This window comes from Peptococcaceae bacterium (assembly GCA_024655825.1).
GTDB lineage: Bacteria > Bacillota > Peptococcia > DRI-13 > PHAD01 > JANLFJ01.
The window spans coordinates 1-14294 of sequence record JANLFJ010000057.1; the positions used below are offsets into that span (position 1 = coordinate 1).

At 52.4% G+C, this 14294-nt stretch carries 14 protein-coding genes, 1 tRNA gene and 1 riboswitch; of the genes, 13 read left to right on the forward strand and 2 right to left on the reverse strand.

Annotation, left to right across the window (positions count from 1 at the left end):
• Positions 1–168: 168 nt before the first annotated feature.
• The 7 genes from NUV48_14580 to NUV48_14610 all read left to right on the forward strand — a co-directional run bounded on the left by NUV48_14580 (position 169) and on the right by NUV48_14610 (position 6547).
• Entirely contained in the window at positions 169–489 is a 321-nt protein-coding gene (locus tag NUV48_14580) for a DUF3870 domain-containing protein (protein MCR4443357.1), read from the forward strand.
• A gap of 68 nt (positions 490–557) precedes the next feature.
• Positions 558–1757: an OFA family MFS transporter gene (locus tag NUV48_14585; GenBank protein ID MCR4443358.1), complete on the forward strand. Its 1200-nt coding sequence runs from the start codon at positions 558–560 to the stop codon at positions 1755–1757.
• A gap of 52 nt (positions 1758–1809) precedes the next feature.
• Positions 1810–1947: riboswitch (molybdenum cofactor riboswitch) on the forward strand.
• Positions 1948–2076: 129 nt separating this feature from the next.
• Positions 2077–2655: an FmdE family protein gene (locus NUV48_14590; protein MCR4443359.1), complete on the forward strand. Its 579-nt coding sequence runs from the start codon at positions 2077–2079 to the stop codon at positions 2653–2655.
• Entirely contained in the window at positions 2639–3451 is an 813-nt protein-coding gene (locus NUV48_14595) for a DUF364 domain-containing protein (GenBank protein MCR4443360.1), read from the forward strand. Before NUV48_14590 ends, NUV48_14595 begins: the two co-directional genes overlap by 17 nt.
• 11 nt (positions 3452–3462) lie before the next feature.
• Positions 3463–4503 carry an iron ABC transporter permease gene (locus tag NUV48_14600; GenBank protein MCR4443361.1) on the forward strand — a complete coding sequence of 347 codons (1041 nt, stop codon included), beginning with the start codon at positions 3463–3465 and terminating at the stop codon, positions 4501–4503.
• A complete protein-coding gene (locus NUV48_14605) occupies positions 4500–5282 on the forward strand; it encodes an ABC transporter ATP-binding protein (GenBank protein ID MCR4443362.1) in 783 nt (260 codons plus the stop codon). The genes NUV48_14600 and NUV48_14605 overlap by 4 nt, the downstream gene beginning before the upstream one ends.
• Before the next feature lie 122 nt (positions 5283–5404).
• Positions 5405–6547 (forward strand): ABC transporter substrate-binding protein, encoded by a 1143-nt coding sequence (locus tag NUV48_14610; protein MCR4443363.1) that lies wholly within the window; start codon positions 5405–5407, stop codon positions 6545–6547.
• Between the two features lie 78 nt (positions 6548–6625).
• Here the strand turns inward: NUV48_14610 and NUV48_14615 are convergent.
• A tRNA-Leu gene (locus NUV48_14615) sits at positions 6626–6713 on the reverse strand.
• A gap of 211 nt (positions 6714–6924) precedes the next feature.
• Entirely contained in the window at positions 6925–7119 is a 195-nt protein-coding gene (locus tag NUV48_14620; GenBank protein MCR4443364.1) for a hypothetical protein, read from the reverse strand.
• Between the two features lie 274 nt (positions 7120–7393).
• Between NUV48_14620 and NUV48_14625 the strand changes: the two genes are divergently transcribed.
• The 6 genes from NUV48_14625 (at position 7394) to NUV48_14650 (ending at position 14273) form a co-directional block, all read left to right on the forward strand.
• Complete coding sequence (locus tag NUV48_14625) at positions 7394–7993, forward strand: sigma-70 family RNA polymerase sigma factor (protein MCR4443365.1); 600 nt, start codon at positions 7394–7396, stop codon at positions 7991–7993.
• 16 nt (positions 7994–8009) lie between these two features.
• Complete coding sequence (locus NUV48_14630; protein ID MCR4443366.1) at positions 8010–9305, forward strand: DUF4349 domain-containing protein; 1296 nt, start codon at positions 8010–8012, stop codon at positions 9303–9305.
• A gap of 140 nt (positions 9306–9445) precedes the next feature.
• Positions 9446–12085 carry a DNA polymerase I gene (polA, locus tag NUV48_14635; protein ID MCR4443367.1) on the forward strand — a complete coding sequence of 880 codons (2640 nt, stop codon included), beginning with the start codon at positions 9446–9448 and terminating at the stop codon, positions 12083–12085.
• Positions 12086–12146: 61 nt separating this feature from the next.
• Positions 12147–12971 (forward strand): bifunctional DNA-formamidopyrimidine glycosylase/DNA-(apurinic or apyrimidinic site) lyase, encoded by an 825-nt coding sequence (gene mutM / locus NUV48_14640; protein MCR4443368.1) that lies wholly within the window; start codon positions 12147–12149, stop codon positions 12969–12971.
• A gap of 42 nt (positions 12972–13013) precedes the next feature.
• A complete protein-coding gene (gene coaE / locus NUV48_14645) occupies positions 13014–13646 on the forward strand; it encodes a dephospho-CoA kinase (GenBank protein MCR4443369.1) in 633 nt (210 codons plus the stop codon).
• Between the two features lie 60 nt (positions 13647–13706).
• The gene (locus tag NUV48_14650; GenBank protein MCR4443370.1) at positions 13707–14273 is read left to right on the forward strand and encodes a lytic transglycosylase domain-containing protein; all 567 of its coding nucleotides are present in this window, start codon (positions 13707–13709) and stop codon (positions 14271–14273) included.
• Positions 14274–14294 lie beyond the last annotated feature (21 nt).

A 14294-nucleotide genomic window follows, 5' to 3' on the forward strand; every position in this document is an offset into this window, starting at 1 on the left:
GCGTGTTGCGGGTCCTGAAAGGCAAGGAAGAGGCCAAGGTTTATGTTTGAGTTTTACCGGAGCCGGCCTTAAAAAAGAGTCATCCCACCGCGATAAAGAGGGGGGTGACTCTATATCAATTGATTTTGAGTTCCCAAAAAGGCAATTTCATTTGTGGGGGATCAGGTATTGAACAAGCATTTTTTTGCAGGGCAGGCTCAAATGCCGGCAGGGACCGACGTGTATGAGCATTATAAATACTTGTCAATACTCATGACAGTGGACATGGACACCGGCAAAATCCTTAATTGCATTGTGCCAATCTACTGCGAAATCCACAATGAGTTTTTATCTGAAATAATGGTAGGCAAATCTTTAGACACGGATTTTGGGTCCATAATTAAACAAATCGAAAAGACGGTCCATACCCAGACCAAGAGGTCGCTAATCACCGCGTTGCAGGTTTTATACAACCGCTACAGGATTGTAAAGAAAAGGATAGCGAAATGACCCGACTGTAAAACTCAAGATAAAGTGTTTGTATAATATGTATAGCAGGTATAAAGTGAGGCTGGTTTATGGGTATAAAAAAGAGATGGGGATATGTGCTGGCGGGATTCATAATAATGCTTGTGCTGGGTCTGATCTATGCCTGGTCGGTGTTCGTGTTGCCTTTGGAAAAGGAATTCGGCTGGGAAAGGGACCAGACGTCCCTGACCTTCAGCCTGTCCATGATCTTTTTTTCGGCGGGGTTGATGCTTGGGGGCGCCCTGGTGGACAAAAAGGGGCCAAGGTTGGTGACACTCACCGGAGGAGTTCTTGTTTGCCTGGGTTTTGTCCTGGCTTCCTTTACCCGGGTTCCGTTGCATTTATACTTGTCATATAGCATTGTCGGCGGGGTATCGTCCGGTGTCGTATACAATTGCGTGTTAGCAACCGCGGTGAGATGGTTTCCGGACAGGCGGGGATTGGTCTCAGGGCTGTTGATGATGGGTTTCGGTTTGGGAGGAATGGTGCTGGGGTCAGGTGCCAGCATGATTATCCAGCTCATGGGTTGGAGAAACGCCTTCAAGATCTTAGGACTGATCAATCTCCTGGTTATTATCCTCCTAGGTCAGTTTTTGCGGAATCCCCCGGAGCCTGGGCGACCTTCTGCTGGTTCGGCGGAGAAACCAGTTTCATTTCAGACCGGCAAGGATTATGACTGGCCGCAAGTGCTGAGACAACCCCTTTTTTGGTCAATTTGGCTGTGGGCAATTGCGAATATTTCCGGCGGGCTGACGGCTATAGGGCATATTGTACCGTTTGCTGCCGAGAAAGGTATTGAGGAAAATTTGGCGGTTTTAGCCATGGGAGTATTGTCCGTTTCCAACGGGGCTGGCAGAATTATGTTCGGTTATTTTTCCGACAGGCTGGGAAGAAAGACCTGTTTCATTATGGATGCCTTGACCATGATGCTGGCCTTGTTCCTCCTGGCCACATCACTGGGGAAGTGGGGGTTTAAAGGCTTGTTTGTTTCCGCAGTTTTAGCCGGTATTGCTTATGGCGGCGTCACTCCGCAACTTTCATCTGCCATGGCCGGGTTTTTTGGGCAAAAGCACTTTGGCGCCAATTTTGGACTTATCAGCACTTCAATTGGGGCGGCTTCCCTTTTCGGGCCGTATTTGAGCGGATATCTGAAAACTTCGACCGGAGTTTATGAAATGAGCTTTTACTTTCTTGCCGCCATCGCGCTGTTTAGCAGCGTAATAGCTGTCATATTCATTAAAGAGCAATAGTTTTATGAAAAGGAGGTGTTGAACAGCCGGCCTTTTTTGTGGGACAAACTTGAAATATTGATACTTCCGAGCCGGATTAACCTAAGGAGCGATCTATGGTGACCGGCCTGGGCTGCGAGGCCCACGGGGTATACCGGGAAACGGGTATGCCTTCCCAGGTTCGTGTATAAGGAGGTGACTGATCAATGGCTAATTATGCCTTTTATTAGCCCCACCCTCCTGCAGGTGGGGCTTTAGTTTGTTAATACCTGGCCGTTATGCACGCCTTAAAGGTTGAAATGGGTTTGAAGAAATGTATCATATTGAAAGGATGGATTTTATGCATACTTTGGAAGAGGATATCCAGGCTGCCGTAACCTATCACGGCCACCTGTGTTCAGGCATGGTGTTGGGGGTGAGGATGGCCCGCCTAGGTTTGCGCGAGCTGGGGATTGACGATCCCTTGCATTATAGAGACCTCATTGTCTATGTGGAGATGGACCGTTGCGCTACCGATGCCGTGGGCGTAGTTACCGGTTGTACCCCGGGCCGTCGGCGCTTAAAACTGGTGGACTACGGTAAAATGGCTGCCACCTTTGTGGACCTTGCCAGCGGCCAGGCAGTACGGGTGGCAGCTGTAGGATCCCAACGGCCTCCGGAAGGGGTAGACCCCCGCGTTTTCTGGCAGGACATCCCAGATGACGAAATCTTTAAAGTAGAACCAGTGCGGATTGCCATTCCACCGGAAGACCTGCCGGGCAAGCCCCGACGTTCAGTGACCTGCAGCCGCTGTGGTGAGAAAGTTCATGACGGTCGTGATGTGGCCATGGATGGCCAGTTCCTGTGCCGGGCATGCGCCGGGGGGGTCTACTACAAGACGGCAGAGCCAAGGAGGCAGGATTATGTGGGAGATATATGATGAATTAATCGCAGCGGTGCCACCGGATCTGGAGGTAGAAGATTGCATCGTCGGTCTTAATTGGATCCTGGTTCGTTCCCGGGCCACCGGACTGGCGATGACGCCCCTGGAGGGTCATCCTCGCATCAAGCTGGCCGGGGAAATAAAGGGTATGCCCGTGCAGGAACTCGCGGGATACATTAAGTTCTGGAACAATTACGAGGCTGCCCTGGGCCTGGCGGCTATAAATTCGGTTATAAACACGCCAGAACAAATAGAAAGAATCTGCGGCCGACCTTTAAGCAGCCAGCCCCGAGTGAATGCCTTTACCTGCTTTCAGGAACAGGTGCGTGGTAAGAAGGTAACTGTCATCGGCCATTTTCCCGACCTGGAGCACCTGGCGCGGAGCTGTAAACTCACAATCTTAGAACGTCGTCCTAGCAACGGCGATTTACCCGACCCTGCCTGTGAGTATATTCTCCCGGAGCAGGACTATGTCTTTATCACCGCTACCACCCTGATCAATAAAACCCTCCCACGGCTCCTGGAGCTCAGCCGCCGGGCGCGGGTGATCTTGGTAGGTCCAAGCACCCCTATGACTCCCGCATTGTTCCATTATGGTATCGATACCCTGGCGGGGACGGTGGTTGTGAAGCCGGAGACGATACGGCGTGTGGTTCAGGAAGGCGGCTGCATGGAGATATTCAAGTGCGGTGGCTGTATGGTCCGGATGAGGCGGGGAGAGGGGCAGTCTGGCTGCGGGGAACAGGCAGATCCGGGAACCTGCCGTTCGGGTAACAATGGAGAGGAGGTTTAGTACGGTTGGCGATGGCCAGAAAAGCTTCGTCTGATATACAACTGGCAAGAGGATACTGCTGGAGAAAAATCATTTTGCCGGCCTTGCCGCTGCTGGTATTCCTTTTTTCCTTTCCGCTGGGCCGCTACCCAATCTCCTCAGGCCAGCTGCTGACTATCCTGGTGGCGAAGGTATTTCCCATCGCGCCAACTTGGCCGTCCACCCTGGAGACGGTGGTCTTCCACGTCCGGCTGCCGCGGATGCTGGCTGCCATGCTGGTAGGGGCGGCCCTGGCTACCGCCGGTGCTGCCTATCAGGGGATGTTTAAGAATCCCCTGGTCTCACCGGACATCCTGGGGGCTTCGGCAGGGGCCAGCTTCGGCGCCGCCTTGGCCATCCATTTATCTATGGGTTTGGTCGGTATCCAGATCAGTTCCTTTCTTTTCGGCCTTTTGGCTGTGGGGCTGACCTGCATGTTGAGCAGCCGTATCCGTCACGACCAGGTCCTCATCCTGGTCCTGGCCGGCATTCTCATGGGGACCCTGTTTTCTTCCGGCACCGCTTTGCTTAAGTATATAGCCGACCCATACGATAAACTTCCTGCCATCACCTTCTGGCTTATGGGTAGCCTGGCGGCCATTGCCCCCCGAGATGTTTGGACGGCCATGGTACCCATTCTTATAGGTATGCTGCCACTTTACCTGCTCCGCTGGCGCCTTAATGTTCTATCTCTGGGCGAGGAGGAAGCCTGCTCTTTGGGTCTGGATACCGGACGTTTGCGGTTAATCGTTATCTTCTGTTCCACACTGATAACAGCAGCCTCCGTAGCCATCAGCGGCATGATCGGTTGGGTTGGGTTGATTATCCCCCACTTGGCGCGGATGTTCGTCGGCCCCAACTACCGGGAGTTATTACCGGCCGCCATGCTCATTGGCAGCGCCTACCTGATGCTGGTAGATGACCTGGCCCGGGTCCTAACTTCAGTGGAGATCCCTCTGGGCATCTTGACTTCCATCATCGGTGCTCCCTTTTTCCTTTATATTCTCCTGAATGCCCGGAGGGGGTGGGTATGAAGCTGGAACTGAAAGAAGTCTCCAGCGGCTATGGCCACCATACTCTGATCCGGGGGATTTCCCTGGCGGTGACTGAGGGTGAGGTTTTGTGCCTGTTGGGACCCAATGGTTCTGGCAAGACGACCCTCTTTAAGACCATTCTGGGGCTTTTACGGATCCATAGAGGACAGATCCTCCTGGACGGGGAGGACATCAGCCGTTGGCCGCGGGCCAGGCTGGCCCGGGTGATGGGATACATTCCCCAGGCCCATAACCCACCCTTTCCCTTTAAAGTATTGGATGTGGTACTCATGGGACGCACAGCCCACCTGAGCCCTATGGAGACGCCGGGTCGTGAGGATATGGCTATCGCCCGCCGGGCCATCGCCACCCTGAATATCTCACACCTAGAGGACCGGGTCTATACGGAGATCAGCGGGGGTGAGCGGCAGCTGGTCCTCATTGCCCGCGCCCTGGCACAGGATCCACGGCTCATCATTATGGATGAGCCCACCTCGGCCCTGGACTTTGGAAACCAGCTTCTTGTTCTAGGACATATCAGACGGCTGGCGCAGATGGGGTTAGCCATCATAATGGCCTCCCACTTTCCCGACCACGCCCTCCTCTATGCCACCAGGGTGATGATGTTAAAAACAGGCCAGATTTATAGCCAGGGCAGGCCGGAGGAGACGGTCACCGAAGAAAGCCTGAAAAGCTTGTATGGCGTGGACGTAAGAATTATCCAGGCCGAACTCCCGGGATGCAATGAGACCCGGGTATGCATCCCGGTAAGCAGGTAAGCGAATGAGTATTTACATGTTTTAGCCCATGTTAAGGGTGCCGCTGATTCCCCGTTCAACTTAATTTCGGGATTTTTCCTGACGAATAAAGGTAAAAACGAACTTAATGGGAGGTAATAAACTTGTTTAGACCTTGTAACCATAAAGGAGTCATTCTTTTTGCGATCTCGCTCCTGGCCATACTTCTCCTGGCTGCCGTCCTGGCGGGTTGCGGAGCGCAAGAAAGTGGACAGAAAGCAACTGGCCAAGCTTTGGCCGGTCAAACAGCGACTGAGCGGACAATAACCGACATGGCCGGCCGTCAGGTTATCGTCCCTGGCGAAATAAAGAAAGTCTTTGCTACCAGCCCCGTTGGAAGCATTCTGGTCTATACCCTGGTGCCGGAGAAGCTGGCGGGGTGGAACTATGATCTAAATAATGAGGAAGAAAAGAAATATATCCTGCCCGAGTATCAAAAGCTACTCAACTTAGGGGGGTGGTATGCCAAGAACACAGCCAACATTGAAGAGATCCTGAAAATACATCCTGATGTTATTCTTTCTATGGGCTACATGGATGACACGGCTCGTTCCCAGGCCGACCAGATCCAGCAGCAGTTAAGAATACCGGTTGTGATGGTTGACGGTGAACTGACAAAACTGGACCAAGCTTATGAGTTTATAGGCGACCTGCTGGGCGATAAGCAAAGAAGCCGGGAGCTGGCGGCATACTGCAGGGATACTATTAACGAAGTTGCCGCTAGGGTTAAAGTCTTGCCGGCGGATAAGAGGGTACGAGTTTACTACGCTGAAGGGACTACCGGCTTACAAACGGATCCCGCTGGTTCCCAGCATACCCAGGTTTTAGACTTTGTCGGTGGCATTAACGTAGCAGCCATTCCGCCAGAGCGCGGGCCGGGGGGCATGGGGATGAGTTCCGTTTCCCTGGAACAGGTCCTATCCTGGAATCCCGACGTGATTCTCTGCTGGAATGTAGCCCAGGGGGGTTCCTATGAAAAAATTCTGAAAGACAATAAATGGCAAAATTTAAAAGCGGTGCAGAGCAATCGCGTATATCAGGTCCCCCATGGGCCTTTCAACTGGTTCGACCGGCCGCCTTCCGTCAACCGCTTAATCGGGGTGAAGTGGCTGGCCAATCTCCTTTACCCGGATATTTTTAATTATGACATGGTGGGTACGGTCAAGGATTTTTATGCCAGGTTCTACCACTATAATTTATCCGATCAGGAAGCTAATACCCTTATATCCGGAGCCATGGGGAAATAGAGAACCGTGAGAGCTAGGAGATATAATCCTGCAAGAAAATCTGAAACGTGGGTATAATACCCCACGTTTCATTTCAAGTGGTGCCGCGGAAGGGACTTGAACCCCCACGCCCTTGAGGGGCGGTAGATTTTGAGTCTACTGCGTCTGCCAATTCCGCCACCGCGGCAAAATACTGTTTCGAATGCAAGAGATATTCTACCAGACGAAGTATTTGCTGTCAACAACGCAATAACAGGAAATGCAATAACAGGAAACGCAATAACAGGAAAATCGGGCCAAGAAGTATGAAAGAGAAGGCTTATGAGGCCTTCTCCTGTTGCGTGCGTGCTGTTTTGGCGGCGGATGTATCCATGCCTTTTGGCTTTTTCAGAAATAAATCACTTGTTTTTAAGGCTTTCGTCGGCGTTTATTGTCTTGTTGGCGCCTGCCTTGTTGCGCTGGCTTCCCCTGACAACATCTCCCTTGTTGGGTGAAATGTCATATTCGGTGGCTATTTCCTCGTTCATCAGGTCGGATGTGTATGTCTTGTCAGGTTTGGGAGTTACCCTGGGAGTCGTTTTATTTTTGTCCATTATTTTGGACCTCCTTACAATTTGTTTTTACTTTGGTTCACTTAATAGCTTTTAGTTTCTTGCGCCGCCGCCATTGTCAGTATTACCAATTTGGCTTTGTTTTTAGCCTTCCCAGTTTAAAAGATTGCTGGATCCCCCCTTTCCTCATGGTTATTTTCCCCAATTTTAAAAACACTATCCTAATATTTTTTTGTTGTGTTAAAATGTCCTAGATAGGAACTTTATGAGATTTTTAACGTCAATACAAACGATAAGCGAAAGGGGGCGACTAACTGTGCAGCGGGATGAAGAGTTAGTGGCCAGGAGTAAACACGGTGATATTGACGCTTTCGAAGAACTGGTTTGCCTTTATGAGCGAAAGGTGTTTACGGTAACATACCGGTTGATGGGAAACCGCGAGGATGCCAGCGACTTGGCGCAGGAGACATTTTTAAGGGCTTTTCAGTCCCTTAATGGGTTTCGGGGTGAAGCTTCTTTTTTGACTTGGATCTGCCGGATCGCGACCAATGTATGCCGTGATGAGCTGCGGAAGCGCTGCCGGATAGCAGCGGATTCGCTTGACGAAAAAATCACCCTTGATGATGGCGAAGTTACCAGGCAATTCGCTTCGACAGATCCCGGCCCTGATGAGATTTATGAAAAGAAGGAACTCCAGGCAAGGATTCAGGGTTTTATTAATACCCTTTCCCCGGAATTTCGCCTGGCGCTAGTCTTACGAGATATTATCGGTTATTCCTATGAAGAGATCGCCAGGCAGTTGGAGTGCTCCCCCGGCACGGTTAAATCCCGCATCAGCAGAGCCAGGAATTATCTAAAAGAGAAGCTTCTGGCAGAGAGGGAACAAAACAACCGTCGCGAGCGTCTATACGGGTAGGAATGGGGGTAAGGAAATGGACTGCAAACATATTAAGAGTGTCCTGTCGGAATACCTGGACGAAGCCCTCACCGCTGAAGAAGCTGCTCTGGTTAAAGCTCACCTTGATGACTGCCCGGAATGCCGGGATGAGTATGAGCAGCTCCGGCAGACAGTTCAAGTGCTTTCCTCTTTGGAAGAGGTTATACCGCCAGCCGGTTTTCGCCGCGAACTTCGCCGCCAACTGGAGGAAGCGGTACTGGATAAGCTGAGCAAGAGGTTTTCATTGAAATCTCTTATACCTGTCCGTTGGAAAAGGATAAACAGGGTTCAGCTCCTGCCTGTAGCCGTGGCGTTGGCTTTAATGCTGGTTTTGATACCCTTTGTCGGAAACTACATGCCGGGTGTGGGCAGGCAGGCCGACAAAATGCCGACGGCGGATTCGCTGGGAAAAGCGGAAAGCAAGGCGGCAAATCAGCTTTCAGCGGAGGAAGAGCTGGCCAGGAAGACGGCGCCGGCGGGCAAAGGAGGCGAAGTCCAGTTCCAGTTAAGGTCCGCAGCCGAGATGCCCGAGGCGGAATCCGGGGCGGGCAACGGCCAGGCGCCGGTTGATGCGCCTCCGGTTTCGGCCCCAGAATATGCCCGCAAGATAATAAAAAATGCCGATGTTTCCTTGCAGGTCGATGATTACCAGGCCGCGGTGGAGGCCATCAAACGGCAGGTGGAAACCTCGGGAGGATATATCACGAGCGAAAACGTGAGCGCCGCTGGGGCCGGCGGGGTTGTTAGCGGTCACCTCCAGGTCAGGGTTCCTGCCGACCGGTTCGATAGTTTTCTTTCCGGCATGGAAGGAGTGGGGAAGCTCAAGTCCCGCAACATTTATACCCAGGATGTCACGGAAGAGTACATTGATGTCGAAAGCCGGCTGAAAGCCATGCGCACGAAGGAAGAGAGGCTTCTAGCCATTCTCACGAAGTCCGGCCAGCTAAGCGATGTTCTGGCGGTGGAGAACGAACTGGCCAGCACGCGCGCCCAGATTGAATCCATGCAGGGAAGGCTGCGCTACTTAAACAACAGGACAGAGTTTTCAACAATCAGCATCAATATTCAACAGGTGGCGGCTTCGACCCAGCAGATTTCCGGCGAAGGGTTTAAGGATGTCTTCAAAAAGACAAAGGAAGCTTTTATCAAAGCTGTCAACAACATCATCCTGGGTACCGGGGCCCTGCTGGTTTTCATTGGTTCAGCCGTCCCCTACCTGGTGCTTATAACTGTTGTAATTGGGATTGCCTGGTGGCTGCACAGCAGAAAAAGAACCGGGAATGGCAGCTAGGGAAGAGCGAGGATTTGAGTTTTTGGGATAAATGGGTAACGGTGTGCAGGGAAATCGATCCCGCGCACCGAATTTTTTATTTGGATAGAATAATAATAATAATTGATGAAAATGGAGTGAGCGCTTTGTCTGGAAAATTCATGTTAATTGACGGTAATAGCCTGGCTCACAGGGCCTTTTATGCTGTTCCCATGCTCTCAAACTCAAAGGGGTTTATCACAAACGCCATTTACGGGTTTTGCAATATGCTCTTCAAAATAGTGGAAGAGGAAAAGCCGGAATACGTGGCAGTTGCTTTTGATAAAGGCAAAATTGTTTTTCGTCACCAGGATTACGGTGACTACAAGGCACAAAGAAAAGCTACGCCTGACGAACTCAGGCCGCAGTTTCCCGTCCTGAAGGAGCTGCTTAGGGCTATGAGGATTGCCGTTTTCGAATGCGAAGGCTACGAGGCTGACGATATTATCGGAACGCTGGCCCGCCGTGGAGAGGATGAAGGGCTGCAGGTGGTCATCGTCACTGGGGACAGGGACGCCCTGCAGTTGGTCTCGCCACGGACAAAGGTGGTTTTAACCAAAAAAGGGATTTCCGAACTGGAAACTTTTGATGAAGAAACCTTGAAAAAAAAGTACGGTCTTCTTCCGGAACAGATGATTGATTTAAAAGGGTTGATGGGGGACAGCTCCGACAACATACCCGGTATACCGGGGGTGGGGGAGAAGACTGCCCTGAAGCTTATCCAGGAATACGGCAGCATGGAAAATGTGCTGGCTCACCACGGAGATTTTAAGGGTAAAAAACTAGGCGAACTGCTGCGGGATTACGCCGATCAGGCCAGACTGAGCAGGAAGCTGGCCGTAATCGAAAGAGAAGTGCCGGTCGAATTCAAGCTTGATGACTGCAAACGGGTCGAGCCCGACTACCCCAAGCTTGTCGAAATCCTGCGGGAACTGGAGTTCAGGAGCATACTGGAAAATATGATGAACAAAAACAATTCACCGGATGTTGCGGGTATGCGGGTGGAACGGCCTGCGCTTGAGGGCAGGGTTATAGGAGAACCCGAAACACTGGCAGCGTATCTAGCGGAAAATAGGGAAGGTTTTTCGCTTTATCTGCGGGCTAAGAAAGAAAGGCCGGCGTTTGTGGAAATAACGGAACTTGGCCTCAAAGCTCGCGGGAAACCCCCGGGCGCTGTTTTTCCCGTTCGCTTGTCCTGGAAATCGCCAAAAGAACTGCAAGCCTTGGCGGCAGTCCTAAAGCCGCACCTGGAGCGGGAAGACCTTAAAAAAACGGTCCATGACGCCAAGACGGCCTTGCTCGCCTGCAGGGCGCTGGGCATTGAACTCAGAGGGGTCGAGTACGATACCATGTTGATGGCCTACCTGCTCAACCCTTCACGCGCGCAAACGGACCTTGGTTCACTAAGCGGTGACTACCTTGGGGAGGGCGCTTTCCAAAGGGACGGGGGCGAGGAAGTCTATCTTTTTCTTGAAGCCTTGGAACTGCTGGGCCCGCGCCTGAAAGAAGAACTTATCGAAATGAAGATGTGGGAACTTTACCGGGATGTTGAACTGCCTTTAAGCCGTGTGCTTGCGGGGATGGAACAAAGGGGAGTGCTGCTGGACAGGGGTATCCTGCGCGAGATGGGAAAGGAATTGGAGGGGAGGATTTCCAGACTGGCGGGAGAAATACACACTGACGCCGGGGAGGAATTCAACATCAATTCCCCCAAGCAGCTGGGCGAGGTCCTTTTTGGAAAGCTTGGGCTGGCCCGCGGCAAGAAGACCAAGACCGGCTACTCCACCAGCGCCGAGGTGCTGGAAGCCCTGGCTCCGGAACACGAGATCGTCGCCAAGATACTGCACTACCGGCAGCTGGTCAAGATAAAGACGACGTATATCGACGGGCTTGAGTCATTGGTCGAACCGGTCACCGGAAAGGTTCACACATCGTTCAACCAGACGGTGACCGCAACGGGCAGGCTTTCCAGCACCGAACCGAATCTCCAGAACATCCCCATCCGGATGGAGGAAGGGCGACGGCTGCGCAAGGCCTTCTTGCCTTCGCCCGGGAACAGGCTTCTTTCGGCCGACTACTCGCAGATAGAATTGCGAGTGCTGGCGCACATCGCCGGGGACGAGGTGCTGGCGGAAGCCTTTCATAAGGGGCAGGACATTCATACCCGCACGGCTGCCGAGGTATTCGGCGTACCGATGGAAGCGGTCACCAGGGGGATGCGGCGGGCGGCCAAAGCCGTTAATTTCGGAATCGTGTACGGCATCAGCGATTTCGGGCTGAGCCAGGACCTGGGAATTTCCAGGGCGGAAGCCAAAGAATACATTGAAAATTATCTTAAACGCTATCGCGGCGTTAAAAGATACATGGAAAGGGTTGTGGAGGAAGCGCGGGAAAAGGGCTACGTCACGACCATACTTAACCGCCGGCGCTACATTCCCGATATTTTGAGCCGCAACTTCACCCTGCGCAGTTTTGCGGAGAGAACGGCCATGAACACGCCCGTTCAGGGAAGCGCGGCCGATATCATCAAGCTGGCGATGCTCAAGCTTCAGGAGGTGCTGGATAAAGAAGAAAAGGAGACGGCGATGATCCTGCAGGTGCATGATGAATTGATACTTGATGTACCGGCCGGCGATGTGGCCAGAATAGCCCAGAAAGTAAGGGGGGTCATGGCCAATGCTTTCCCGTTGAGCGTTCCCCTGAAGGTTGACCTGCAGGCGGGGTCTAACTGGTATGACCTGGAGAGCATAGGCTCTGATTGATTTTTCCACGCGAAACGCCGCTGCGTTCACGACTTAGCTTTTGGCGAAAGGAGTAAGGGATGTGCCGGAATTACCGGAAGTGGAGACGACCAGAAAAAGCCTGCTGTCCTTGGTCAGGGGCAGGACGATCGATTCGGTGGAGGTTTTTTATGACGGCATGATTAAGAACATGCCTGCTCCGGAATTTTGCCGCAGGCTTGCGGGCCAGATGATAGCGGATGTTAAAAGGCGGGGAAAGTACCTGCTGTTTCATTTGACCGGTGGATATACCCTGGTTGTTCACCTGCGCATGACCGGGCAGCTTGTTTTTTCAGGGCCGGAAGTCTTGCCGGCGCGGAACACGCGCCTCGTTTTCAATTTGTCGGACGGCGGCCAGCTTAAGTTCATGGACACCCGCAAGCTCGGGTTTGTTTACCTGGTGCCCACAGGCTGCTGGGATCAGGTGGGGAGGCTTGCGGAACTGGGGCCGGAACCACTGGAGGAGGGATTCACGCTGGAGGCGTTTTCTGGCATACTGCGAAACAGAAAGGGTATCATCAAGTCGTTTTTATTGGACCAGCGAAGAATTGCCGGGATCGGCAACATTTATGCCGATGAGATCCTGTTTGCAGCCGGCATAAACCCCAAAAGAAGCATCAAAGACCTGGAACCGGCCGAACTGGAAAGGATTTATGAAGCTGTCCGCGACAGGCTGAAGGAAGGGCTGCGCTTTCGGGGGACTTCCATCCGGGACTATGTGGATGGAATGGGAGAAAGGGGAGGGTTCCAGGAGTACTTAAAGGTATACAACCGGGCGGGTAAACCCTGCCCGCGGTGCGGGGCGACGCTCGCCAAATGCGTGGTGGCGGGGCGAGGAACTGTTTTCTGCCCGCAGTGCCAGCGCTGATTTATGGCGTATACCGGCCGGAGAAGGCGGAAGAGTTACGGTGTGTCAACAAGGCTTAAAAAAGGGGAGAAGCATGTGCTGGTAGTGGGTTTAACCGGGGGCATCGCTTCCGGTAAAAGCATGATATCGCGGTGCCTGAAGGAGCTGGGGGCGGAGATAATTGACGCCGACAAGCTGGCCAGGGAAATTGTGGCGCCGAACACCCCGGCGTGGCAGGAAATAAAAGAATTCTTCGGCGAGGATGTTCTTGACCATAAAGGGTGCATTGACCGCAAAAAGCTGGCTGAGATAGTGTTTAATTCCGAGGAAGCCAGGAAGAAGCTGAACAGCATCGTTCACCCGCGGGTGATCCGGTTGGTAGAAGATGCGCTCAACGAGTTAAAAAAAAGGAAAAAAGGATCTCCACCTGTCGTGGTGGTGGACGCCCCGCTTTTAATCGAGGCCGGGCTGACCGGCCTGGTGGACGAGGTGTGGGTTGTGGCGGCGCCGGAGGAGATACAGCTGGAAAGGTTGATGAAGAGGGATAAACTGACGCGCCGGGACGCTGAAAAACGACTGAGGTCACAGATGCCCCTTGCCGAGAAACTGCGGTACGCCGACCGGGTCATTGACAACAGCGGCGATGCGGATGGTACTCTTGAGAAGGTGCGCTCGCTTTGGCAGGAGCTGGTCTAAAACAGGAGGAAAAGGAATAAAGATATAGAATAAGACGGGTTCACGGCAGGGGGATTTATTTTGTTGTATCGCTTGTGGAAAAAAATATCGGCTTTGGCTGTCTTGGGACTTGTTTTGATCCTGCTGATCAACAGCGCCTGGTTTCTCAAACTGTTTTATCCCTTCCCCCACCGGGAGCTTGTATTACGATACAGCGGCGAGTATGGTGTCGATCCTTACCTGGTGCTGGCCCTGATCAGAACGGAGAGCAGGTTCTATCCGCTGGCCAGTTCCAGGGTCGGAGCAAGGGGATTGATGCAGATCATGCCTGAAACAGGGAACTGGATTGCTGGCCAGATGAAGATGGAAGGCTACAGCGAGGAAAAACTGTACCAGCCTGTTTACAATATCCCCATGGGCATTTGGTATCTTTCATATCTTGATAAGACCTTTAGCGGCAATTTAATCCTTACGCTTGCCGCATACAACGCCGGGGAACGAACGGTGAAGAGATGGCTCGCGGAAAAGACCTGGACAGGCCGGCAGCAAGATTTAGAACAGATTCCTTATGAAGAGACCAGGGAATATATTGACAAAGTGCTTTTTGACTATCATATTTATAACAGGACTTATGCAGTTCCAGGATAATATTCCCAGTTCCACAGCCTG

Coding starts and splice junctions, on each gene's coding strand:
- NUV48_14585 (MCR4443358.1), top strand. CDS start 558: ATGGGTATAAAAAAGAGATGGGGATATGTGCTGGCGGGATTCATAATA.
- NUV48_14590 (MCR4443359.1), top strand. CDS start 2,077: ATGCATACTTTGGAAGAGGATATCCAGGCTGCCGTAACCTATCACGGC.
- NUV48_14595 (MCR4443360.1), top strand. CDS start 2,639: ATGTGGGAGATATATGATGAATTAATCGCAGCGGTGCCACCGGATCTG.
- NUV48_14600 (MCR4443361.1), top strand. CDS start 3,463: ATGGCCAGAAAAGCTTCGTCTGATATACAACTGGCAAGAGGATACTGC.
- NUV48_14605 (MCR4443362.1), top strand. CDS start 4,500: ATGAAGCTGGAACTGAAAGAAGTCTCCAGCGGCTATGGCCACCATACT.
- NUV48_14620 (MCR4443364.1), bottom strand. CDS start 7,119: ATGGACAAAAATAAAACGACTCCCAGGGTAACTCCCAAACCTGACAAG.
- NUV48_14630 (MCR4443366.1), top strand. CDS start 8,010: ATGGACTGCAAACATATTAAGAGTGTCCTGTCGGAATACCTGGACGAA.
- polA (MCR4443367.1), top strand. CDS start 9,446: ATGTTAATTGACGGTAATAGCCTGGCTCACAGGGCCTTTTATGCTGTT.